The organism is Blattabacterium sp. (Blatta orientalis) str. Tarazona (genome assembly GCF_000334405.1).
Lineage (GTDB): Bacteria > Bacteroidota > Bacteroidia > Flavobacteriales > Blattabacteriaceae > Blattabacterium.
In genome coordinates this window covers 43,425-66,445 of the sequence record NC_020195.1, presented here as the reverse complement: position 1 = coordinate 66,445, position 23,021 = coordinate 43,425, and the positions used below count along the sequence as shown (strand labels likewise).

General features: G+C 27.1%; 19 protein-coding genes and 1 tRNA gene. 12 read left to right on the top strand and 8 right to left on the bottom strand.

What is annotated here, in order from left to right; genetic code table 11:
- Nucleotides 1-13: 13 nt before the first annotated feature.
- Together era and clpB are read right to left on the bottom strand one after the other, a co-directional pair.
- Nucleotides 14-931, bottom strand: coding sequence for a GTPase Era (gene era, locus BLBBOR_RS00325; RefSeq protein WP_015370468.1), 918 nt, complete (start codon nt 929-931; stop codon nt 14-16).
- Nucleotides 906-3,542 carry an ATP-dependent chaperone ClpB gene (gene clpB, locus BLBBOR_RS00320; protein WP_015370467.1) on the bottom strand — a complete coding sequence of 879 codons (2,637 nt, stop codon included), beginning with the start codon at nt 3,540-3,542 and terminating at the stop codon, nt 906-908. Before clpB ends, era begins: the two co-directional genes overlap by 26 nt.
- A 164-nt stretch (nt 3,543-3,706) precedes the next feature.
- On the opposite strand from clpB, the gene prfB reads away from it, so the two are divergent.
- Genes prfB through menD form a run of 6 tightly spaced genes read left to right on the top strand, consistent with a single transcriptional unit; the run spans nt 3,707 to nt 10,272 of the window.
- Nucleotides 3,707-4,807, top strand: coding sequence for a peptide chain release factor 2 (gene prfB / locus BLBBOR_RS00315; protein ID WP_015370466.1), 1,101 nt, complete (start codon nt 3,707-3,709; stop codon nt 4,805-4,807).
- A gap of 58 nt (nt 4,808-4,865) precedes the next feature.
- On the top strand, nt 4,866-6,257 hold the full coding sequence (locus BLBBOR_RS00310; protein ID WP_015370465.1) for an arginine decarboxylase: 1,392 nt from the start codon (nt 4,866-4,868) through the stop codon (nt 6,255-6,257).
- A 19-nt stretch (nt 6,258-6,276) separates the two neighbouring features.
- The gene (speB, locus tag BLBBOR_RS00305) at nt 6,277-7,143 is read left to right on the top strand and encodes an agmatinase (RefSeq protein ID WP_015370464.1); all 867 of its coding nucleotides are present in this window, start codon (nt 6,277-6,279) and stop codon (nt 7,141-7,143) included.
- Nucleotides 7,140-7,841: a (d)CMP kinase gene (cmk, locus tag BLBBOR_RS00300; protein WP_015370463.1), complete on the top strand. Its 702-nt coding sequence runs from the start codon at nt 7,140-7,142 to the stop codon at nt 7,839-7,841. Before speB ends, cmk begins: the two co-directional genes overlap by 4 nt.
- Entirely contained in the window at nt 7,838-8,572 is a 735-nt protein-coding gene (gene fabG, locus BLBBOR_RS00295; RefSeq protein WP_015370462.1) for a 3-oxoacyl-[acyl-carrier-protein] reductase, read from the top strand. Before cmk ends, fabG begins: the two co-directional genes overlap by 4 nt.
- A 5-nt stretch (nt 8,573-8,577) precedes the next feature.
- Nucleotides 8,578-10,272, top strand: a complete 1,695-nt coding sequence (gene menD, locus BLBBOR_RS00290) for a 2-succinyl-5-enolpyruvyl-6-hydroxy-3-cyclohexene-1-carboxylic-acid synthase (protein WP_015370461.1) — start codon at nt 8,578-8,580, stop codon at nt 10,270-10,272.
- On the opposite strand, the gene BLBBOR_RS00285 is transcribed toward menD, so the two are convergent.
- The 3 genes from BLBBOR_RS00285 to BLBBOR_RS00275 form a co-directional block, all read right to left on the bottom strand.
- On the bottom strand, nt 10,255-10,698 hold the full coding sequence (locus BLBBOR_RS00285) for a vancomycin high temperature exclusion protein (protein WP_015370460.1): 444 nt from the start codon (nt 10,696-10,698) through the stop codon (nt 10,255-10,257). The genes menD and BLBBOR_RS00285 overlap by 18 nt on opposite strands.
- 166 nt (nt 10,699-10,864) lie before the next feature.
- Complete coding sequence (gene secA / locus BLBBOR_RS00280) at nt 10,865-14,146, bottom strand: preprotein translocase subunit SecA (protein ID WP_015370459.1); 3,282 nt, start codon at nt 14,144-14,146, stop codon at nt 10,865-10,867.
- Nucleotides 14,147-14,184: 38 nt separating this feature from the next.
- Nucleotides 14,185-14,418 (bottom strand): DUF2795 domain-containing protein, encoded by a 234-nt coding sequence (locus BLBBOR_RS00275; RefSeq protein ID WP_012821710.1) that lies wholly within the window; start codon nt 14,416-14,418, stop codon nt 14,185-14,187.
- Nucleotides 14,419-14,574: 156 nt separating this feature from the next.
- Between BLBBOR_RS00275 and fmt the strand changes: the two genes are divergently transcribed.
- Together fmt and BLBBOR_RS00265 are read left to right on the top strand one after the other, a co-directional pair.
- Entirely contained in the window at nt 14,575-15,534 is a 960-nt protein-coding gene (fmt, locus tag BLBBOR_RS00270) for a methionyl-tRNA formyltransferase (protein WP_015370458.1), read from the top strand.
- 102 nt (nt 15,535-15,636) lie between these two features.
- Complete coding sequence (locus BLBBOR_RS00265; RefSeq protein WP_012821712.1) at nt 15,637-15,903, top strand: HU family DNA-binding protein; 267 nt, start codon at nt 15,637-15,639, stop codon at nt 15,901-15,903.
- Nucleotides 15,904-15,979: 76 nt separating this feature from the next.
- Here BLBBOR_RS00265 and pdxH read toward each other — a convergent pair whose 3' ends face one another.
- Nucleotides 15,980-16,630 carry a pyridoxamine 5'-phosphate oxidase gene (pdxH, locus tag BLBBOR_RS00260; protein WP_015370457.1) on the bottom strand — a complete coding sequence of 217 codons (651 nt, stop codon included), beginning with the start codon at nt 16,628-16,630 and terminating at the stop codon, nt 15,980-15,982.
- Between the two features lie 109 nt (nt 16,631-16,739).
- Between pdxH and BLBBOR_RS00255 the strand changes: the two genes are divergently transcribed.
- The 3 genes from BLBBOR_RS00255 (at nt 16,740) to pheT (ending at nt 20,078) form a co-directional block, all read left to right on the top strand.
- Nucleotides 16,740-16,813: transfer RNA gene (locus BLBBOR_RS00255), tRNA-Met, on the top strand.
- A 9-nt stretch (nt 16,814-16,822) separates the two neighbouring features.
- Nucleotides 16,823-17,968, top strand: a complete 1,146-nt coding sequence (gene dnaN, locus BLBBOR_RS00250) for a DNA polymerase III subunit beta (RefSeq protein ID WP_015370456.1) — start codon at nt 16,823-16,825, stop codon at nt 17,966-17,968.
- Nucleotides 17,969-17,990: 22 nt separating this feature from the next.
- Complete coding sequence (pheT, locus tag BLBBOR_RS00245) at nt 17,991-20,078, top strand: phenylalanine--tRNA ligase subunit beta (protein WP_015370455.1); 2,088 nt, start codon at nt 17,991-17,993, stop codon at nt 20,076-20,078.
- Nucleotides 20,079-20,087: 9 nt separating this feature from the next.
- Here pheT and BLBBOR_RS00240 read toward each other — a convergent pair whose 3' ends face one another.
- Nucleotides 20,088-21,551: a glycine--tRNA ligase gene (locus BLBBOR_RS00240; protein ID WP_015370454.1), complete on the bottom strand. Its 1,464-nt coding sequence runs from the start codon at nt 21,549-21,551 to the stop codon at nt 20,088-20,090.
- A 27-nt stretch (nt 21,552-21,578) separates the two neighbouring features.
- On the bottom strand, nt 21,579-22,526 hold the full coding sequence (trxB, locus tag BLBBOR_RS00235) for a thioredoxin-disulfide reductase (RefSeq protein WP_015370453.1): 948 nt from the start codon (nt 22,524-22,526) through the stop codon (nt 21,579-21,581).
- Between the two features lie 72 nt (nt 22,527-22,598).
- Here trxB and BLBBOR_RS00230 point away from each other — a divergent pair, with 72 nt between their 5' ends.
- Entirely contained in the window at nt 22,599-23,015 is a 417-nt protein-coding gene (locus tag BLBBOR_RS00230) for a type I restriction enzyme HsdR N-terminal domain-containing protein (protein WP_015370452.1), read from the top strand.
- The last annotated feature ends 6 nt before the right edge of the window (nt 23,016-23,021 follow it).

Sequence of the window (23,021 nt, the reverse complement as noted above, 5' to 3'; positions counted from 1 at the left end):
AAGTTGAATGAATTTAATATCCAAATTTTTTTAAGATTTTGTAATCTGAACGCCAATTTTTGCATATTTTCACATTTAATTTTAGCCAGACCTTTTTCTTAAAAAATTTTTCTATTCCTTTTATAGATAAAGCTCCTAACTTATTTATATAATTCCCTTTTTTTCCAATTAGAATACCTTTTTGAGAGTTTTTTTCTACATATATAGAAGAAAATATATGTAGAAACATTTCATTTTCCTTAAATGTTTCTGTGAAAATTTCTACAGAATAAGGAATTTCTTTTTTATAAAGAAGAAATATTTTTTCCCTAATTATTTCATTCACAAAAAATCGTTTTGATCTATCACTCAAGAACCCCTTAGGGTAATAAGGAGGATGTTCCGATAATAAACCTAAAATCTTATCCATTAATAAATCTTGATTTATGTTTTTCAATGCAGATATTGGTAATATTTCTGAATGAGGAAAAATTCTATGCCAATAATTGATTGTCTCATATAATATTTTTTCATCACATTCTATTCCAATTTTATCTATTTTATTGATTAAAATAAGAAAAGGTTTATTATTTTTAATATTTTTAAGAGAATTTAAAATAGGAAAATATTTATCGGAAATAAAGAATTTTCCTATTTCCGTTGTAAATAAAACAATATCAGCGTCTTCTAATGATCTTTCTATATATTTCATCATAATTTTTTGCATAAAGAATGCTGTTTTTATCATAAACCCAGGAGTATCAGAAAAAATAATTTGGGCATTATATTTATCCAATATTCCTAGTATTCTATGACGAGTTGTTTGTGGTTTATGTGTGATGATAGAAAGATCCTCTCCTACAAGAGAATTCATTAATGTAGATTTTCCTACATTAGGAAATCCTATAATATTTACAAAACCAGATTTATGTATTAATTTTTCCTTGCACATTGACAGGATCAGATTGTCTAAATACAATTCCTTTTTCTTTAAAAAAATCCACTAATAACCTATGGTTATCATGTATTTTTCCTTTTAATATTTCTTTAGAAAGATTGTTGAGGATCTCGTGTTGAATGACCCTTTTTAAGAGTCTGGCTCCATAATGTGGATCATAACCTTTTTCTGATAAATAATCTATAACTTCATTAGTTGCTTCTATATGAATATTTTTATGAGATAATAAATCAGCAAATTTTTTCATTTGTAATTTGACGATTTCTTTAATTTCTTTTCTGGAAATAGGTTTAAATAAAATGATTTCATCAATTCTATTAATAAATTCTGGTCTCATTATATTTTTTAACAAGTCGATCAAAGCATTTTTTGTTGTTTCCATTCTGTTGATAGACATTTCCGGATCTAAATTTTCCTGAATAATATCTGCTCCTATATTGGAAGTCATGATAATAATAGTATTGGTAAAATTAACAGTACGACCTTTATTATCTGTTAATCTTCCATCATCTAAAACTTGTAAAAGGATATTAAATATATCTGAATGAGCTTTTTCTATTTCATCTAAGAGAATAACGCTATAAGGGCGTCGACGTATGGCTTCTGTTAATTGTCCGCTTTCTTCGTATCCAATATATCCAGGAGGGGCTCCAATAAGTCTGCTTACCGAATGACGTTCCATATACTCACTCATATCTATACGGACCATGTTGTTTTCGTTATCAAATAGATATTCGGCTAGTGTTTTGGCTAATTCCGTTTTCCCCACTCCTGTACTTCCCATAAATAGAAAGGAGCCTATGGGTTTTTTTTCATCTTGAAGCCCTGCTCTAGAACGCCTTATTGCATCTGCAACAGATTGAATGGCATCATTTTGACCGATAACCCTTTTGTGTAATTCTTTTTCTAAAAAAAGTAATTTTTCCCTTTCACTTTGCAACATTTTAGTAACAGGAATTCCTGTCCACTTAGATACAACCTGAGCGATATCTTCTTTAGAAACTTCTTCTTGGATCATTTTTTTTCCTTTATCTTCCTGCTTTTTTAATTCTATTTCAAACGATTTGACTTTATTTTCTTCTTCTTTAATTTTTCCATACCTTAATTCCGCAACCTTTCCATAGTCTCCGGATCTTTCTGCTTGTTCTGCTTCAAATTTGAAATTTTCTATTTTTTCCTTAGACTTTTGGATTCCTTCAACTAAATCCTTTTCCTTTTGCCATTGAAATTGTAATTGAATTTTTTCTTCATTCAATTTTGCTAATTTTTTTCTTAAAAGTACCAATTGTTTTTCATCTTTTTCTCTTTTTATGGCTTCTATCTGTATTTCCATTTGCATAATTTTCCTATGCAATACATCCAATTCTTCTGGTTTAGAATTAATCTCCATCCTAAGTTTTGAAGCTGCTTCATCAATAAGATCAATAGCTTTATCCGGTAAAAAACGTTCATTAATATAACGCTGAGATAATTCTACGGCTGCAATAATAGACTCATCTTTAATTCTCACTTTATGATGACTTTCATATTTTTCTTTAATTCCACGCAATATGGATATGGCATCAGTGACTGAAGGCTCATCTACATATACTTGCTGGAATCTTCTTTCTAAAGCTTTATCTATTCTAAAATATTTTTGGTATTCATTTAAAGTCGTTGCTCCTATAGCACGAAGTTCTCCTCTAGCCAATGCAGGTTTTAGAATATTTGCAGCATCCATAGCTCCTTCTCCACCTCCCGCACCTACCAAAGTATGTATTTCATCAATAAATAAAATAATTTCTCCATCTGAAGAAGTCACTTCTTTTACAACAGATTTAAGACGTTCTTCAAATTCTCCTTTATATTTAGCTCCTGCAATGAGAGAAGCCATATCCAATGAAAAAACTCTTTTATCTTTTAAATTATCTGGAATATCTCCATTAATAATCCGATGAGCTAATCCTTCAGCTATGGCGGTTTTTCCTACTCCTGGCTCTCCAATTAAAATAGGATTATTTTTCGTTCTTCTGGACAAAATTTGTAAAACTCGACGAATTTCTTCATCACGTCCAATAACAGGATCTAATTTTCCTTTAGATGCCCATTCATTAAGATTTTTTGCATATTTATCTAAAGCATTATAAGTATTTTCTTCTGTTTGAGAAATAACATTTCCGCTTTTTTTTCTAATATTTTCAATCAAAATTTTTATCTTGAATTCTGTAATTCCTTGATCTTTCAAAAGTTTAGAAGTCACATCCGAAGTCATAAAAATTCCATAGAAAATATGTTCAAGAGAAATAAATTCATCTTTTAATGTTTTAGCATAATTTTCCGCTATATTGAACATCTGTGTAACTGAATGGCTTAAATGTTGTTTAGTGACTGTTCCACTTACTACTCTAGGATAAGAAGATATAATTCGATCCAAACCGATCATAATTGTTTGATGGGGAACATTTAATTTTTTTAGAAGAAAAGGAATGACATTTTCCTCTTTTTCCAAAAGAGATTTTAAAATATGTGCATTCTCAATTGAAGGTTGATTATTTTTTAAAGCAATACGTTGTGCTTCTTGTATTATTTTTTGAGTTTTTATAGTAAATTTATTATTGAAATTCATAATAAAAGTGGAATTATTAATAGAAAATTAGTTCCATATATTTCTGGATGAATTAAGTTTTTCTTTTCTAACCAGAATTTACAAAAAATTCAAGAATTAGTAGAAAATAAGTGTTATAACTTAGATGTACCTATTTTTTTTACGAAAATATTTATTTTCGTATTATGATAAAAAATGAAGACATTCAATCTATTTCAGAAAAAATTAATAAACTTCAAGAAGTTCTAAACATAGATCAAATTAAAGAATCTATTGAGAAAGAAGAAAAAAAAATTTCAAATCCAAATTTTTGGAAAAATTGTAAAAAAGCTAAAAATTTTACAAAACGTTTGCATGCTATGAAGACATGCATAAAAGATTTTTTTGAATTAAAAAACGCTCTAGAAGAATTAGAAATTCTATTCTCTTTATCTAAAGAAGAAGATCTAGAAAAAGAGGTTAAAATTCAATTAAATAAAACGAAAAACCTTCTGTCAAATATAGAATTTAAAAATCTTCTTTCGGAAGAAGAAGATATTTTTAACGCAGTATTACAAATTTCCTCTGGGGCAGGAGGAACTGAAAGTTGTGATTGGACTTCTATGTTAATGAGAATGTATATTATGTGGGCTGAAAAAAATAAATTTTCTGTAAAAAACATTCATCATCTTCCTGGAGATATCACAGGAATCAAATCTGTTACTTTAGAATTAGATGGATTATATGCTTTTGGATATTTAAAAGGAGAAAATGGAGTTCATAGATTAATACGTTTATCTCCATTTGATAATAATTCAAAACGTCATACTTCTTTTTCTTCTGTTTATGTATATCCTTTAGTAGATAAAGACATAGATATAAACATTAATATATCTGATATTCAATGGGAGACATTTCGTTCTAGTGGATCTGGAGGACAAAACGTTAATAAAGTGGAAACTGGGGTCAGATTACGTCATCATCCTACGGGAATTATTATTGAAAATACAGAGACTCGTTCGCAAATGCAAAATAGACAAAAAGCCTTGCATCTCTTAAAGTCTAGATTGTTTGAAATAGAAATTTCAAAAAAAATGAAAAAAAACAAAATAGAATCCAGTAAAAAAAAAATTGAATGGGGATCCCAGATTCGAAATTATATAATGCATCCTTATAAATTGGTAAAAGACTTACGAACCGGTTATGAAACTACACAAATCCATTCTGTAATGAATGGAGAAATAGATATTTTCTTGAAAAAATTTTTGGTATACAATAAAAAAATAGAAGAAAAAGAAAAAGATTGAAAAAATTAAAAATTTTTAAACCTTATTTTTATTTAACCATAAAATTAATTTTTCTTTAATGAAAATTCGCTATGCAGATCTTATCGATCAAACTTTTGATTTTCCTACCGAGGAATTTTCTCTCAAGAATAATCTTCTAGAATTTCATGGAATTCCATTAATGGATATTATTCAAAAATATGGAACTCCATTGAAGTTTACTTATTTGCCAAAAATATCTAAAAACATACAAAAGGCTAGAAAATGGTTTGAAAAAGCCATTCATTCTAATAAGTATAATAATAAATATACTTATTGTTATTGCACAAAAAGCTCTCATTTTTCTTTTGTATTAGAAGAAGCCTTAAAAAACAATATTAGTATTGAAACTTCATATGCTTATGATATAGAAATTGTGAAAAATCTTTATCAAAAAGGAAAAACAAATAAAAATATTGAAGTTATTTGCAATGGGTTTAAAACTCATAATTACATAGAAAATATATCCTATTTGATTAATAATGGTTTTTATAATACTATTCCTATATTGGATAATTCCGATGAATTGGAAAAATTGAGTTTTTTTATCCATTATCCATTTAAATTAGGAATACGAATCGCTTCTGAGGAAGAACCAAAATTTGAATTCTATACCTCCCGTTTAGGAATAGGATATAAAGACATCATCGTTTTTTACTTGAATAAAATAAAAAACAATCCAAAAGTTGAACTAAAAATGCTCCACTTTTTTATAAATACGGGAATTAAAGATACGGCTTATTACTGGAATGAACTTTTCAAATGTTTACACATTTACGCTAAATTAAAAAAAATTTCTCCAGAGTTAGATATTTTAAATATAGGGGGAGGTTTTCCTATTAAAACCTCTATGTCTTTCAAGTATGATTATGAATACATGACTAATGAAATTGTTTATCAAATAAAAAAATTTTGTCAAGAAGAAAATATTTCAGAACCTCACATATACACAGAATTTGGAGCTTATACAGTTGGAGAAAGTGGAGGAATTATCTATAGAATACTTAGTCAAAAAAGACAAAATGATAGAGAAAAATGGAATATGATAGATAGTTCTTTTATGACTACTCTTCCTGATACTTGGGCTATTAGTCGTAGATTTATTATGATGGCTATAAACCGTTGGAATGATTCTTATGAAAGAGTTTTTTTAGGAGGTTTAACGTGTGATAGTGACGATTATTATAATTCTGAACAGCATATGAATGCCATATATCTTCCTCGTTTTAGAGAAAATCCTCCACTTTATATTGGTTTTTTTAATACTGGAGCCTATCAAGATACCATCAGTGGATATGGAGGAGTCCATCACTGTTTAATCCCACAACCTATTCATATTTTAATTGATCATGATGATCAAAAAAAATTAGTATATAAAATATTTCGTCATTCTCAAAATCCTGAAGAAATATTGAAAATATTAGGTTATTAAGGGGATTAAAAAAAATATTATGAAAAAAAACATTCGCAAAATTCCTCTAAAATATGCAACTCTTGAAAAATCTCAAATAGTACTTATTCCTGTTCCATACGATTATACAGGAACATGGAAAAAAGGATCTAAAAAAGGACCTAAAGCTTTTTTATCTGCATCAGAACATATGGAATTATATGATATAGAAACTAATTCTGAAGTATACAAAAGAGGAATTTTTCTTGTTCAACCTGTTGTAATTTCTTCAAATTCTTCCAGAAAAATGGTAAAAAAAGTTTACAATATTACTAAAAAATATCTTTTAAAAGATAAATTTGTTACTCTCATTGGTGGAGTCCATTCCATTTCCATAGGAAGTATCAGAGCTTTTGGAGAAAAATATACGAACATGAGTATTCTTCATATGGATGCACATGCCGATTTGCGTCCTATCTATAATGGAGATCCTTATAATCATGCATGTTCTATGCATGAAGCCTCTAAAAAATATCCTGTAATCCAGATAGGAATTAGAAGTATGGATATTTCAGAAAAATCGTACATCCAAAATGGAAACATTTTTTACTTTCATGAAATTTATCAAAATGATTTATGGATGAAAAAAGCTGTTCAAAGACTATCTGAAAATGTATTTTTAAGCATAGATATCGATGTTTTTGATCCAAGCATAGCTCCTTCTACAGGAACTCCAGAACCAGGAGGTTTATCTTGGTACAAGACTTTAAAATTTTTAAAAATGGTCTTTCAAAAGAAAAAAATTATAGGTTTTGATATTGTGGAACTTTTACCAAATGAACGAGAATCTTCTACAGATTTTTTAGTCGTTAAACTTTATTATAAACTCTTGTCATATAAATATGAATTAATAACTTATCAATCATGAATCCAAAAATGATCATAACTATAGATGGATATTCTTCTTCTGGAAAAAGTACTTTAGCTCAAGCTCTTTCTAAGAGATTAGCATACTCCCATATAGATACTGGAGCTATGTATAGAAGTATAGCTTTGTTAGCTATTAGAAAAAAAATTTTCAACAGTGATTTATGGAATGTAAAAAATTTTATACCTGTTTTAAATAATATAAATTTCCAATTTAAATGGAATAAAAAATTGAATCAGACAGAAATTTTTTTAAATAAAGAAAACGTTCAATCTGAAATTAAGTCGATAGAAGTGACAGATAAAGTAAGTTTTATAGCAAGAATCCCAGAAATTCGTGAAAAATTAGCAGTGATACAAAAAAAATTTGGAAATCAAAAAGGGGTTATTATGGAAGGAAGAGATATCGGACATAGAATTTTTCCTCATTCAGAATTAAAAATATTTATGAAGGGATCTCTAGATATTCGTGCTCATAGAAGATATCAAGATTTTCAAAAAAAAGGAAAAAAAGTTTCTTATGAAGAAATGCGAAGAAACATTTTCCATAGAGATATGATGGATATTTCTCGTAAAATTTCTCCACTTCAAAAACCTATAGATTCCGTAGAAATAGATAATACATTTCTTAATGTTGAAAAGCAGTTAGATCTTGTACTTCAATTGATAGATAAGATTAGAAAAAAAAATAAGATATGAAACTTTTAAATGGAAAAATTGCCATAGTTACAGGTGGTTCAGGAGATATAGGAAAATCTATAGTGAAAACATTTGTAAAACATGGAGCCTATGTTATTTTCACATACTTTTCATCAAAAAAAAACGCTAAAAAATTAGTGAAAGAATTAGGAAATTCTGTAGAAGCTTACGAAATAGATCTAAAAGATTTAAATTCTTCTAAAAATTTTGTTCAAAAAGTTATAGAAAAATTTGGAAGTATAGATATATTAGTCAATAATGCTGGAATGATAAGAGATAATTTTTTATTTAGAATGTCTGAAAAAAATTGGGATACAGTTATTCGTACTAATATTTATTCTGTTTTTAATCTAACTAAATATGTCATATTTCCTATGATTAAACAAAAAAATGGAAGCATCATTAATATGAGTTCCGTTATAGGAATAACAGGAAATTCTGGACAATCTAATTATGCGACATCTAAAGCTGGAATTATTGGCTTTACTAAATCTATAGCTAAGGAATTAGGAAGAAAAAACATACGTTGTAATGCCATCGCTCCTGGATATATTTCTACGAAAATGAATTCTTATTTCTCTCCAAAAACAAAAGAAAATTGGATAAAGAATATTCCATTAAAAAGACCTGGAATTCCTCAAGATATTGCCAATTGTACTCTATTTCTAGCATCGGATTTATCCAATTACATAACTGGATCTGTTTTAAATGTTAACGGGGGATTAATTTAATTTAAATGTATTCAAATAAAAAGATTGTACAAAGTTTAGGAGAAATACTAAAAGCTAAATCCATATTTCATATAGTAATCTCTCCAGGTTCTAGAAACGCTCCAATAATTATTCATTTCACACAGCATAAAGACTTTAAAACTTATAGTATTGTAGATGAACGTTGTGCAGGTTTTTTCGCTTTAGGAATCGCTCAAGAAATAAAAAAGCCTGTAATTCTTAGTTGTACTTCTGGATCTTCCGTTGTTAACTATTATCCTTCAGTTACAGAAGCTTTTTATCAAAATATTCCACTTATTTTTCTTACAGCAGATCGTCCTAAAGAAATTATAAATATTCTAGAAGAACAAACCATTCATCAAGAAAATATTTTTCAAAACCATGTAGAATCATCTATTCAATTAACAGAAGATGAAACAAAATTAGGATTATGGTATAATGAAAGATTAATCAATGAATCTATTAATAAATGTATTGAAAAAAAAAAACCTATACATATTAATATCCCTTTTTCAGAACCTCTTTATGAAACCACTGAATTTTTACACGTAAAACCTAAAATTATCAATACTTTTCCTGTTAAAAATTGTATTGAAAAAACTAAATATTATCGAAAAGAAAAACATATATGGAAAAAATCTAAAAAAAAAATGATTTTGCTAGGTTTATATAATACAGGAAAAGAATTAGAAAAAATTTTAAATAAATTAAGTAGAGACCCTACCATAGTTATTTTCACGGAAACCACATCTCATGTATACGGAAAATTTTTTTTCTCCTGTATAGATCAACTACTTTTCAGTATGAAAGATACTGAATGGATAAAATTAAAACCTCATATCTTATTAACTATTGGTGGAAATATTATATCCAAAAAAATAAAGTATTTTTTAAGAAAAAATCCTCCTAAGTATCATTGGCACCTAGGAGAAAATAATAGAAAAAATTACCCAGATATCTATTATCGATTAAACACCTATTGGCCTATAGAACCAGAATTTTTTTTCAAAATATTTCATGTCTCAAGTTTAGAAAGTTTAAAATCATCTGATTATCGATATAAATGGGAAAAATTGAGAAAATGTAGAAGAAAAAAAAATAACTGGTTTTTAAAAAAGGAGAAAAGTTTTTCAGATCTTAAAGTTTTATTTTGCATATTCAAATATATTCCTAATCATTCAGTTTTGCAATTAGGAAATAGCACTATAATAAGATATTATCAACTTTTTGATGAAAAAAAACATTCCGTAGAATCTTATTGTAATAGAGGAACTTCCGGAATAGAAGGAAGTGTTTCTACTGCCATAGGTTATGCTGTCAGTAGCAAAAAAAAGGTCACCTTAATCATTGGAGACATAAGTTTTTTTTACGATAGCAATGCCTTATGGAATAATTATATTCCAAATAATTTTCGCCTTATACTTATTAACAATGGAGGGGGGAATATTTTTAGATCTATTTCAGAATATAAAATTCCTGAAAAAATATTCAATTTTTTTGAAACAAAACATCTTTTTACTGCAGAAAAAATTTGTGAAATGCATAATTGGAAATATGAAAGAGTATCAAATAAATTCTCTTTGAAAAAGAGTTTAGATATTTTTTGGAATAAATCGGATATTCCTTGTCTATTAGAAATAGACACTCAAAAATCTAACAATGCAAAAATATTGAAAAAATATTTATCCTATCTTTCTTGATTTTAAAGATAATAAAATATCCCATATAGCTTTTATTCTAGCTAAAATTTCTCTAAACTGTGTTTTGCAATCAAAAGATAGACTTTGAGCGTTAAAACCTATGACATCTAAACCTAAACAATTTCCAATGAATATGGCTCTCTCATTATGAAATCTTTGAGAAATTATAGTAAACTTTTTTTGATTAAAAACTTTGTAGACTCTTAATACAGAATGTATAGTGCTGATCCCAGAAAAATCTTCATATATAAAATAAGCGGGGATCCCCTTACTTATTAATTCTTTTTTCATCATTTTTGGTTCATTATAATTCTTTTCTCTATTATCTCCACTCACGATGATATAACGAATTTTTTTCTGATAAAATAGAAAACAAGCAGCATCTATTCTATATTTAAAATAAGCATTTAATCCCCCACCATGCAAATACTTAGAAGTCCCTAAAACGACTCCAAATGTATTATATGGAATTTTTTCAATATTATCATAGCTTTTTCTTATAGCCCATAAACTAATTCCGAGATAACAAATAACTATGATAAAAACTATAATAAAGAATATACGTTTTATTTTTAGTTAACACAATCGTATTCTAAAAAAGATCGTCTTCTATGATCCATTCTCCCTTTTCTAAAAAAAAATCCACTTGTTTAAATTTTATGTTTTTAGTTTCTCCTGTAATTAGATGACGGATATTAATTCTATTATTTCTTCCTAATTTTTTCCCATTTTTTCCTTTCAAAAAAGGATCTATCATTTTATGATGATTTGGAATACATAAAATATCACTTTTCATTATAATAGACTTTAGAAAAAAAGAAATTACCTGTTTGTTAATTTCATAGACTCTTTCTTGAAATAAATTAAAAGCATTTTGCTTATAAACAATCAGAGGGTCTTTTTGTTCAAAAACGGCATTTTGCACTGAATATCGCAAACTATCCATTTCTCGTAAATGTTCTTTCCATTTTTCATCTAAAAAACACAATATAGTTTTTTTTTCAAAAATAGATAATAATGATAATCCACGACTCTCATAAATTTCTTTTAAGTTAGATACAGAACTAATATTGTTAACGCCATCCGTAAACATAACCTGAATGTGATAATCAGTTTGATCCTTTCCTATTATATTAGATATAACAGGAATAATTTCTTTAAAAACCATTCTTTCTTTTTTTTTCTCATAAAAATCTATAATGAGATCATGAAGATAATTGATACAATCACGTTCTTTATAAGAAAAAAATTCACTCTCTTTTATAGGAAACTCCAGTCCAAAAATTTGGATGAATTCATATTCCAAATTTTTAAAATCATTCAAAGATTTGTTCACCAATATCATATTATCTAATAAAACATAGATCATATTGGAAATATCTAAACTTAACTCTTCTCCACATAAAGCATTTCTACGTTTTTTATAAATAAATTCTCGTTGTTTATTAATAACATCATCATAATCTAGCAAACGTTTACGTATACTAAAGTTATTATCTTCTATTTTTTTTTGTGCTCTTTCTATAGATTTTGTTAATAAAGGATGTTGAATAATATCTCCTTCTTTATGTCCAAAACGATCCATTAATTTAGAAAGTCTTTCTGAATCAAGAAATAAACGAATTAAATTATCTTCTAGCGATACATAAAACTGAGAACTTCCTGGATCACCTTGACGCCCAGAACGTCCTCTTAATTGATTATCTACCCTTCTAGAATCATGTCTTTCCGTCCCTAAAACGGATAAACCTCCATATTTTACGACTTCTTTCGAAAGCTTTATATCCGTCCCTCTACCTGCCATATTGGTTGCTATAGTTACGGATCCAGGGAGGCCTGCTTTCTCTATAATTTCCGCTTCTTTATCATGTAATTTAGCATTTAAAACATTATGTGCTATTTTTCTAAATTTTAAAGCTCTGCTAAGAAATTCAGAAATCTCAACAGAAGTTGTTCCAACAAGAACAGGACGTTTTTCATATTTAGATAAATGAATAATTTTTTCTATAATAGCGTTATACTTTTCACGTTGTGTTTTAAAAACTAGATCTTGTAAATCCTGTCTTTGCATAGTTTTATGTGTAGGGATGACTACTACGTCTAATTTATAGATATGCCAAAATTCTCCAGCTTCTGTTTCTGCAGTTCCAGTCATTCCAGAAATCTTTTTATACATTCTAAAATAATTTTGTAAAGTTATAGTAGCAAAAGTTTGACTAGAAGATTCTATTTTCACTTTTTCTTTAGCTTCAATAGCCTGGTGAAGACCATCTGAATAACGTCTTCCTTCCATAATACGACCAGTTTGTTCATCTACTATTTTCACTTTTCCATCCATAACGACATAATCTATATCTATTTCAAATAAAGTATAAGCTTTAAGAAGCTGATTAATAGTATGTATACGTTGTAATTTTACAGTAAAATTTTTTAAAAGCTTTTCTTTTTCTTTTGTTTCTTTCTCTTTTGAGTAATTTTCTTTCTCTAATTCAGTAATTTCCACGTTAATGTCAGGCAAAATAAAAAAACCTACATCTTCTACATTTTTAGATAGGAATTCAATTCCTTTATCTGTTAATTCTACAGTATTATTTTTTTCATCAATAACAAAATAAAGATCTTTATCTACTTTATGCATTTCTCTACCATTATCTTGTAAATATTGACTTTCCACTTTTTGTAAAAGCAAACGTATTTTCTCTTCACTTAAGAATTTAATCAAGGATTTCTTTTTTGGTAAACCACGGTAAGCCTGAAGAAGTTTAAACCCACCTAATTTTTTTTCTCCAGATTTAATTAAATTTTTAGATTCTTGAAAAAATTTTGTAATTTCTATATTTTGTTGATTAACAATATTTTCTACTTTATCTTTTAATAATTTAAATTCCTCTTTATTATCTTTATGAGGGGCCACTGGTCCTGATATCACTAAAGGAGTACGTGCTTCATCTATTAAAACAGAATCAATTTCATCTATAATAGCATAATTCAAATCCCTTTGAACTAATTCTTCTTTAGAACAGGCCATATTATCACGTAAATAATCAAAACCAAATTCATTATTAGTTCCATAAGTGATATCCGCTTGGTAAGCTTTTTTACGCATATATCCATTAGAAGATGGATAATTATCAATACAATCAACTCTTAATCCATGAAATTCCATTAAAGGAGCCATCCAATTGGCATCTCTTTTAGATAGATAATTGTTTACGGTAACAATGTGGACTCCCCTTCCAGATAGAGCATTTAAATAAGCAGATAAAGTAGCCACAAATGTTTTTCCTTCTCCAGTTGCCATTTCCGCTATCTTCCCTTGATGTAAAACTATTCCTCCCATTAATTGAACATCATAATGGACCATATCCCATATGATAGATTTTCCATATGCATTCCATTTATTCTTCCAAATAGCCTTATTATTTTGCAATAAAACATAAGATTTTTTTTTTGACAATTCCTCGTCAAAAGGAGTAGATTTGACTATAAGCTGCTTTTTTTCTTTAAAACGTTTAGCTGTTTCCTTAATAACTGCAAAAGCTTTGGGTAAAAGATTCATTAAAACTTTTTGTTCGATTCTATAACATTCTTCTTTCAGTTTTTCTATTTTCAAGTAAATTTCCTCTAAAGTACTTATAGAATAAGATTTTTCCTTTATTTTTTTAATGAAATCTTTTTTCTTTTCATAAAATTTTTTTGTAGATTTTTTTATAATTTCTTTAAATTCTTGAGTGCTATTCCTTAATTCATCATCTGATAAAAACGATATTTTTTTTTCTTCTTCTTTTATATGAATGATTAATTTTTTCACTTCTTGAAGATCTCTTTCATTTTTATTTCCCAATAAATTTTTAATATTTTTTAAAAAACTCATTAAATGCAATGATTAAAATATAAATATGAGTCAGATAATTAAAGTTCATATTCATCTCTATTCCAATAAAAATCTTCGTCATCACGTGGATAATCAGCCCATATATCTTCTATGGATTCAAAAACTTCTCCTTCTCCATTTTCTAATTGCTGAAGATTTTCCACGACTTCTAATGGAGCGCCAGTGCGAATAGCAAAATCAATTAATTCCTCTTTTGTTGCTGGCCATGGGGCATCTTCTAAATGAGAAGCTAATTCTAAAGTCCAATACATATATGAATTATATTATATAAAAAATCCTTAAAAGTTTTTTTGCAAAGAAATGATATTTGTTTGATTTTCAAAAATCAATAAACTTTTTCATATACAAGATAAAATTAGTGTATTTAAATTACAAATAATTTGATATTATTTTAAACATATATTAAGATGAAAAAGTTTCCTAGAATTGTATTTATAGGTTCTACTCCTTTTTCTTTTTTCTCTTTGAAAGAATTATATACTCGAAAATATAATATTGTAGGAATAATAACTACTCCTGATCCTCCATTTTTTAGAAGAAAAAAAACTACTTTTCCTGTCAAAGAATATGCTTTAGAAAATCATATTCCTCTTTTACAACCAAAAAATCTTTTAGATTCTTCTTTTTTGAGAAATTTTGCGAGGTGGAAAGCAGATATACAAATTGTTGTTTCTTTTCGAATTTTACCTATAGAAATTTGGTCTTATCCAAAAATGGGAACTTTTAATTTACATGCTTCACTCCTTCCTCAATACAAAGGAGCAGCGCCTATAAATTGGGCAATTCTCAATGGAGAAAAAAAAACTGGATTAACTACTTTTTTTATTTCTAATCAAGTAGATTCTGGAAATATTCTTTTGCAAAAAGAAGTAGAGGTCAAAAGAGATGAAACTGCTGGAGAACTTGAAAATAAATTAAAAAAGATTAGTGGATCTTTAGTTCTAAAAACATTAGAAGGAATTTTACAAAAAAAAATTAAACCTATTCCGCAAAAAATCATAAGTTCTTCATTATTAAGATATGCCCCAAAAATATCTCCTATAGATTGTAAAATTCATTGGGAAGAAACTTCTATAGATGTTATTTATAATAAGATAAGAGGACTTAGTCCTTATCCATCAGCATGGACTACCTTATTTTTGAAGAAAAATAGATTTGTAAGATTCAAAATCTTCTTTGTCAAAAAAATACGAAAAGCACACAATTTTCCAATTGGATTAGTAATCCTTTCTTCCTTGGAAATGAAAATTTCTGTAAAAGAAGGATTTATATCTGTTCTTGAAGGACAAATAGAAGGGAAAAAAAAAATGAATATAAAAAATTTAATTAACGGAATAAAAATAAGAAAAAATCTTTTTGTTCGATAAAAAAGTATTTTTTTACTGCATAACTCCTTTTATCCATAATAAATCTTTTATATTTGTTATCTGAGTAAATAAATGTTTTATAGTTAATTCAATATATATTTCATGAACAAAACAGAATTGGTGAATTCAATAGCTGAAAAAACAGGTATTACGAAAATAAAAGCAAAAAACGTTACGGATGCATTTATTGAAACGGTTATTGAATCCCTAAAAAAAGGAAATAAAGTTACCTTAGTTGGATTTGGTACCTTTTCTGTTGTAGAAAGAAATCCAAGAAATGGAATTAATCCTAGAACAGGAAAAAAAATTCACATTCCAGGAAAAAAAGTAGCTAAATTCAAAATAGGTGCAGAATTAACAAATTTGTAATTTTATTTTTTTCAATAGAAGATAAAGTCGTGTAGTATTTTTATCTTCTATTTTTTATTATTTATTAATCTTTAAGTCATGGAGATAATCTATACAAATTCCATTTATTAGTTTTAGTTAAACCGTAAACCAATCTATCATGAAGTCTATTCGGTTGTCCTTGCCAAAACTCCATTTTATAGGGTTTTACGATATATCCTCCCCAATCAAAAGGACGTTTTATGATATTTTTTTTAAAGAAAGCACTCCACTTTTTATATTGAATCAATAAGTGTGGTTTAGACGGAATAACGGTACTTTGTTTAGAAGCCCAACATCCTACTTGATTTTCTATAGGTCTTCTAGAAAAATATTCATCTGATTGATTTTTTGGTAATTTCATCACATTTCCTTTAATGAGAATTTGTCTTTCTGTATTAGGCCAATAGAAAGATATACATACTTTTGGTCTTTTTTGAATGGATTTACCTTTAAGGCTCCGATAATTTGTATAAAAAATAAATCCCTCTTCAGAATACATCTTCAGTAAAACAATCCTTGTTTCAGGAACTCCGTCTTCTCCTATAGTTGAAATAGACATAGCATTGTATTCTTCGTTGACTTTATGAATATTTTTTTCTTCTTGAAACCATTTATGAAATAATTTGAAAGGATCTAAGGGAACCTCTGCTTCTGTCAAAGTAATTTTTTTATAAATTTTTCTATAATTACTTAAATCAAAAGTCATAATATTTTATGTAAAAAATGTTGATTGATTATATATCAAATAAAAATATATTAACTTTATTACACAAGTAAGTTCTTTATACCTGTTTTATGATTATTGATTGATATGAGGCGTGATAGCTCAGTTGGTTAGAGCGTTGGATTCATAACCCAGAGGTCGGGGGTTCAATTCCCCCTCACGCTATCTATACTTATGTGTAAAGTTAAAAAGTATAACATGCACTTTTCCGTTTCTAGCTTTTCTCTTTTACAAGAATTATATTTTTTACATAAAATTATAAATACTAAATATTCTCTTTTCAAATTCAAAATTTTCGGAAAAAAATTGGTGATCATGGTTTCTGATTCAGAAAATTATTTGGTTACTGCAGAGATACAAGTATATGTAAAAAAAACTTCCGAAGAAAAAATAGCTATTCATCCAAAATTGATGATAGAAATTTTAAAAACTTTTCCGAATGAAACTATTTTTATAAAAAAAGAAAAAAATACGCTCAACATTTATTCTGAACAGGGAGACTACCCTATTCCTATTATCTGTCATGAAAATGAAAATAGACATCATATAACTATTTTTTCCAGTATAGAAAATTTTGAAAAAGGAAAAACTTTGAAAATTACTTTATTTTCAAAAATACTTTTAAAAATTTTGAATAAAACTTTATTTGCTACAGGAAATGAGGAAATAAAACCTGTTATGAATGGAGTCTTCTTTCGATTTTCTCCAAAAGGATCAACTTTTGTAGCCACAGATACTTATAAATTAGTCAAATATACCTTAAAAAATATTAAATCTAATCAATGCATAGAGTTTATCATTTCGAGAAAATCCCTTAGAATACTTCAAAATATTTTATTTAATGAAAAAAAAAGTGTGACTATTGAATACAAAAAAACGGGAATACTCAAATTCAGTTTTGAAACTAAAACTTTCCTATGTGAACTAATAAACGAAAAATATCCAGATTATAATTCTATTCTTCCCAAAAAGAAAGATATCTCATTTATTATTAATCGCCTTTTTTTTTTAAATTCTATTAAAAGAATATCTCTTTTTTCTAAAGAAGAGACAAATTTTATTCGATTTAATTTAAGTGACAATACATTAAAAATTTATGAAGAAAATACAAGAATTTCTATTTTTTCAAAAATTAGATGTAAATACATCGCTGAATATTTTCAAGATAAATCTATAATAAAAATGGGTTTTAATTCAAAATTTTTAATAGAAATCCTATCCTCTTTTAAGGAAGATTTTGTTAGTTTTGAACTCTATAGTTCAAATAGAATGGGTATTTTAAAACCATTTTCTTCTTCAAAAAAGAAGAATCAACTTTAATATTGATTATGTCTATAATAGTATGAGAATCTCATATAATTGGCTTAGAAAATATATTTCTATTGATCTTAGCGCAAAAAAAATATCAGACATCTTAACGGAAATAGGTTTATCAGTAAAAGATGTAATAAAAAAAAAAATAGGAGAAACAGAAGATTCTATTTTGGATGTAGAAATTACCCCTAATCGTTCTGATGCAATGAGTCATTACGGAATAGCTCGTGACTTATATGCTGTTTTAACATTTCGCGGTTACAAAACCCATTTGTCAAAACCAATAATAAGTAATTATCAAAAAGACATTAATAAATATCGTTTTCAAATTTCTATTGAAGAAAAAAATAAATGCAGAAGATTTTCTGGACTAATTCTTTCTAAAATAGAAATAAATTCATCTCCGAATTGGTTAACTAACCAATTAGAATCTCTTGGAATAAAACCAATAAATAATATAATAGATATCACAAATTTTGTGATGAATGAATTAGGGCAACCTATACAGGTTTTTGATATGGACAAAATAGAAGGAAAAATTCTTATAATAAAAAACGTAAAAAATAAGATTTATTTCAATTCAGAAGATAATCGAAAAAGAATCCTAAATGAAAAAGATTTTATCATTTCTGATAAAATAAAACCTTTATCAATAGCTGGAATTATAAATGAAACTAACTTAAATGTTAATATAAGAACTAAAAATATTTTCTTAGGGGGCGCCTATTTTAATCCTGTAGATATCCGCTCTATTGGAATCAGGCACATGATAAAAACGGATGCTAGATTTCGATTTGAAAGAGGAGTAGATCCTAATCTAACAGTATATGCTTTACAAAGAACCGCTCTTCTCATAAAAGAAGTTACAAAATGTAACATTAGTTCTGATATAATGGATATTTATCCTAATCCAATAGATCCTTCGACAATAAAACTACGTTATCAAAAAATACATGATCTTATCGGAAAAAGAATTTCCGAAAAAAACATCAAAAAAATTTTATTACTACTTGAAATAGTTATTCTTGATGAAAATAAAAAATCTCTACTAGTTCTTGTCCCTCCTTATAGAATAGATGTACAACGAGAAGTAGATTTAATAGAAGAAATATTGCGTATTTATGGATTAACCCAAATAAAAATTTCTAAGAAAATACAAATTTCTCCACTTCCAAATTTTTTTTATAAAACAAAAGAAAAAATCCAAAAAACTATTTTCAATCAATTAGTGAATTATGGGTTTCAAGAAATTATAAATCCTCCCATCATAAATAAAAACAAAGATTCTTTATTATTGAATTCTTTTTTAAAAAGAGAAGAAATAAGGATTTTAAATCCTGTAAATAAATCCTATAATTCCATGCGTTCCAGTTTATTATTTGGAATGATAGATAGCATAAAACATAATTATAATAGAGGGAATCAAAAAATTAAATTCTTTGAAATAGGGAAAATTTATTATAAAAGTAATAATCAATTTTTAGAAAAAACCTGTTTAAGCATTGCTTTATCGGAAAAAGATCAAAACAAAAAAAAAATCATGGAATCAAAAAGTTCTTTAAGTTCTTTGTTTTTTGATTTGAAAGGAATTATAGAACAAATTTTTCAGAGAATTGGTATTTTACATTATACTCAAATAAACTCTACTCATCCTTTTTTAAGAGAAAGTATATTCATCAAATATAAAAATAAAAATCTAGTAGAATTAGGAAAATTAAAAGAAGATTTATTCAAAAAACAGGAAGTTTTTTATGCGGAAATAGATTGGGAATATTTGATTTCTATAATTCAAAAAAAAAAAGTAATATTTATCCCCTTTTCTAAATATCCTACTTCAAAAAGAGACTTATCATTCTTAGTGGATAAAACCATTTCCTTTGAAAAAATTTATCAGTTAATAAAAAAAAAGAAAAAAATTAGATCAAAAAAATTAAGATATATGATTTATATGAAGGAAAAGATTTACCAAAAGAAAAAAAATACCTGTACAATAAGTTTCTTTTTTGAAAGTCAAGAAGGAACGTTAACCGATTTGATGATAGATGAAGTCATGAAAAAAATAGATAAATTTCTAAAAAACAAGTTAGGAGCAAAAATTAGAGGAATATCTCAATAAAAAGAAATTCTAGATAAACTGAGATAAATTTCTTAAAATTTTTCTCATTCCGGTTTCTTTTTCTATAATATTTGAAATCTCTTTTATAGGAACTCTTTTTTGTAACATAGAATCTCTATATCTCATGGTTACTGTATCGTTATCTATGGTATCATAATCTATGGTGAAACAAATAGGAGTTCCAATAGCGTCTTGTCTACGATATAGTTTACCAATAGATTCTTTTTGATCATAGACTAATCTATAATCTATTTTCAGATTATGAAATATTTTCTTTGCAATTTCTGGTAATCCGTCTTTTAAAACTAACGGAAATATAGCTGCTTTTACAGGTGATAAACAGGGTGGGAGTTTCAGGACGACTCGTTCCTTTCCATTATCCAATTTTTCTTTCTTAAGAGAAGAAGAATATATAGCAAGAAAAAAACGGTCTAAACCTAGTGAAGTTTCTATTACATAAGGAATATAGTTTTCTAGATTATCTCCAAAAACTCTTAGTTTTTTTCCAGAAAAAAACTCATGTCTTTTCAAGTCGAAATCTCTACGAGAATGGATTCCTTCAATCTCTTTAAATCCAAAAGGAAAATGAAATTCTATATCCGCTCCTGCACTAGCATAATGAGCTAGATGATCATGATTCCGTAACTGATATTTTTTATCTCCCAAATTTAATTCTAAATGCCATTTTAATCTAATTTTCTTCCAATATTCATACCATTTCATTTCTTCTTCCGGAAGAATAAAAAACTGCATTTCCATTTGTTCAAATTCACGCATTCTGAAAAGAAATTGTCTTGCCATAATTTCATTTCTAAATGATTTTCCTATTTGAGCAATTCCAAATGGAATTTTTTTTCTACTAGATTTTTTTACAGAAAAAAAATTAGAAAATATCCCTTGAGCTGTTTCTGGACGAAGAAATAAATCTCCTTTTTCTTCTTTAATCTTAAACATCATATTAAATGAACGAATATTTGTCCAATTATTCGAACCAGATATAGGATCAGAAATATTTAATTCGTCAATTAAAACACGAATATCTAATAAATCCTTTTTTTTTATAGATTTATCTAAACGAGATAATATTTCATCTTTTAGATTCTTTGTGAATTTAAAAGTTTTTGGTGCTTTTTGCATAAAATTTATGTGCTCTCTAATTAACACCTCAGGACTATATCTTTTCTTAGAATCTTTGTTATCCATTAACAATTCATTAAATTTCTCAATATGTCCAGATGCTTTCCAAATATCAGAATGCATAAGTATAGACGAATCCAATCCTACTATATTTTCATGAAGTTGAGTCATTGATTTCCACCAATATTTTTTGATATTATTTTTCAATTCAATTCCATATGGTCCATAATCATATACGGCATTCAATCCTCCATAAATTTCACTGGAAGGAAAAACAAAACCGTAATTTTTAGCATGAGATGCCAAAAAATGGAAAAAATGATCGTTTTGATTCATCTTAATGAAATGAAAATTCAATAAAAATCAACACAAACATAAATATTTTTCCAAATCTAAAGCCGCCATACATCCTGTTCCAGCAGAAGTGACAGCTTGTCGATAGGTAGGATCTTGGACATCTCCTGCAGCAAATACTCCTGGTTTATTAGTACTAGTACTTCCTTTTTCTACAATGATATATCCTCTTTCATCTAAGTTTAATTGATTTTTAAACAATTTTGTATTAGGAGAATGACCTATAGCAATAAACAACCCGCTTATTAAAATAGTTCTACTAATTTTATTTTTAGTGTTAAATATCTGAATTCCTTCTAAAAAATCATTCCCCATAATTTTTGTAATCTGAGAACAAAAAAATATATTCACATTATTTATTTTTGAGATTCGATATTGTAAAGCTTTAGAAGCTCTGAAATAATTTTTTCTAACTACCAAATATACATTTCTGCAAATTTTTGACAAATAACTAGCTTCTTCTAAAGCGGTATCTCCTCCTCCTATAACAGCTACATCTTTTCCTTTATGAAAAAAACCATCACAAGTAGCACAAAAAGAAACTCCAAATCCCAAAAATTTTTTTTCTTTATCCATTCCTAAAAATTTAGGACTAGAACCTGTAGCTATGATAATCCCTTTACTTTCTATATTTTCTTCATTTTTCATCATATAAACACGATGTATTCCGCCTTTTTTATCAGAAAAATCTACTTTCGTAATGGTTTTATGAATAATAATAGTATTAAAACGTTCTGCTTGTTTTTTACAATTTTCCATAAATTCATTTCCACTAATTCCTGCAGGAAACCCTGGATAATTATCAACCTTTGTTGTAGATGTTAATTGTCCTCCCGGTTGCATTCCGACAAATAGGATAGGGTTAAGGTCTGCTCTTGCCGCATATATAGCCGCAGTATATCCGGCTGGACCAGATCCAAGAATTACACAATCCATTATTTTATTTTTCTTTAACATAAAGAATGCTTACTTTGGATTTTACTTATTTTGATTATAAACTTTAGATTTTTATTTAAAAAGTTATTAGATATGTCCGTTTTTTTCTTTTTTATCAATCATTTACATTTAAAAAAAATTCAAAACAAAACTTATGTATTTTGCATGATTCGAAAAAAATGGTATCCCTTTACAAAAGAAGAAGGAATCCGTCAATATATAATTTTTTTTCTAAAAAAAGTAAAAAAATACAGAAGTTCTAATATTCTAGTAGAAGTCCCTTTTCAAATCAATCAATTAAACAAAAGGTTAGACATCCTAGTTCTTTTGAAAAAAAAACCCTATATCCTCATTGAATGCAAAGCTCCGAATATTTTATTAACACAAAAAACTTTCGATCAGATTTCTAGATATAATAAAAAGATAATGGCTCCCTATTTAATGGTTAGCAACGGAATAAAAATTTCGTTTTCCAAACAGACGAATATAATAAAAAGTTCTCATTTTTGAATGATA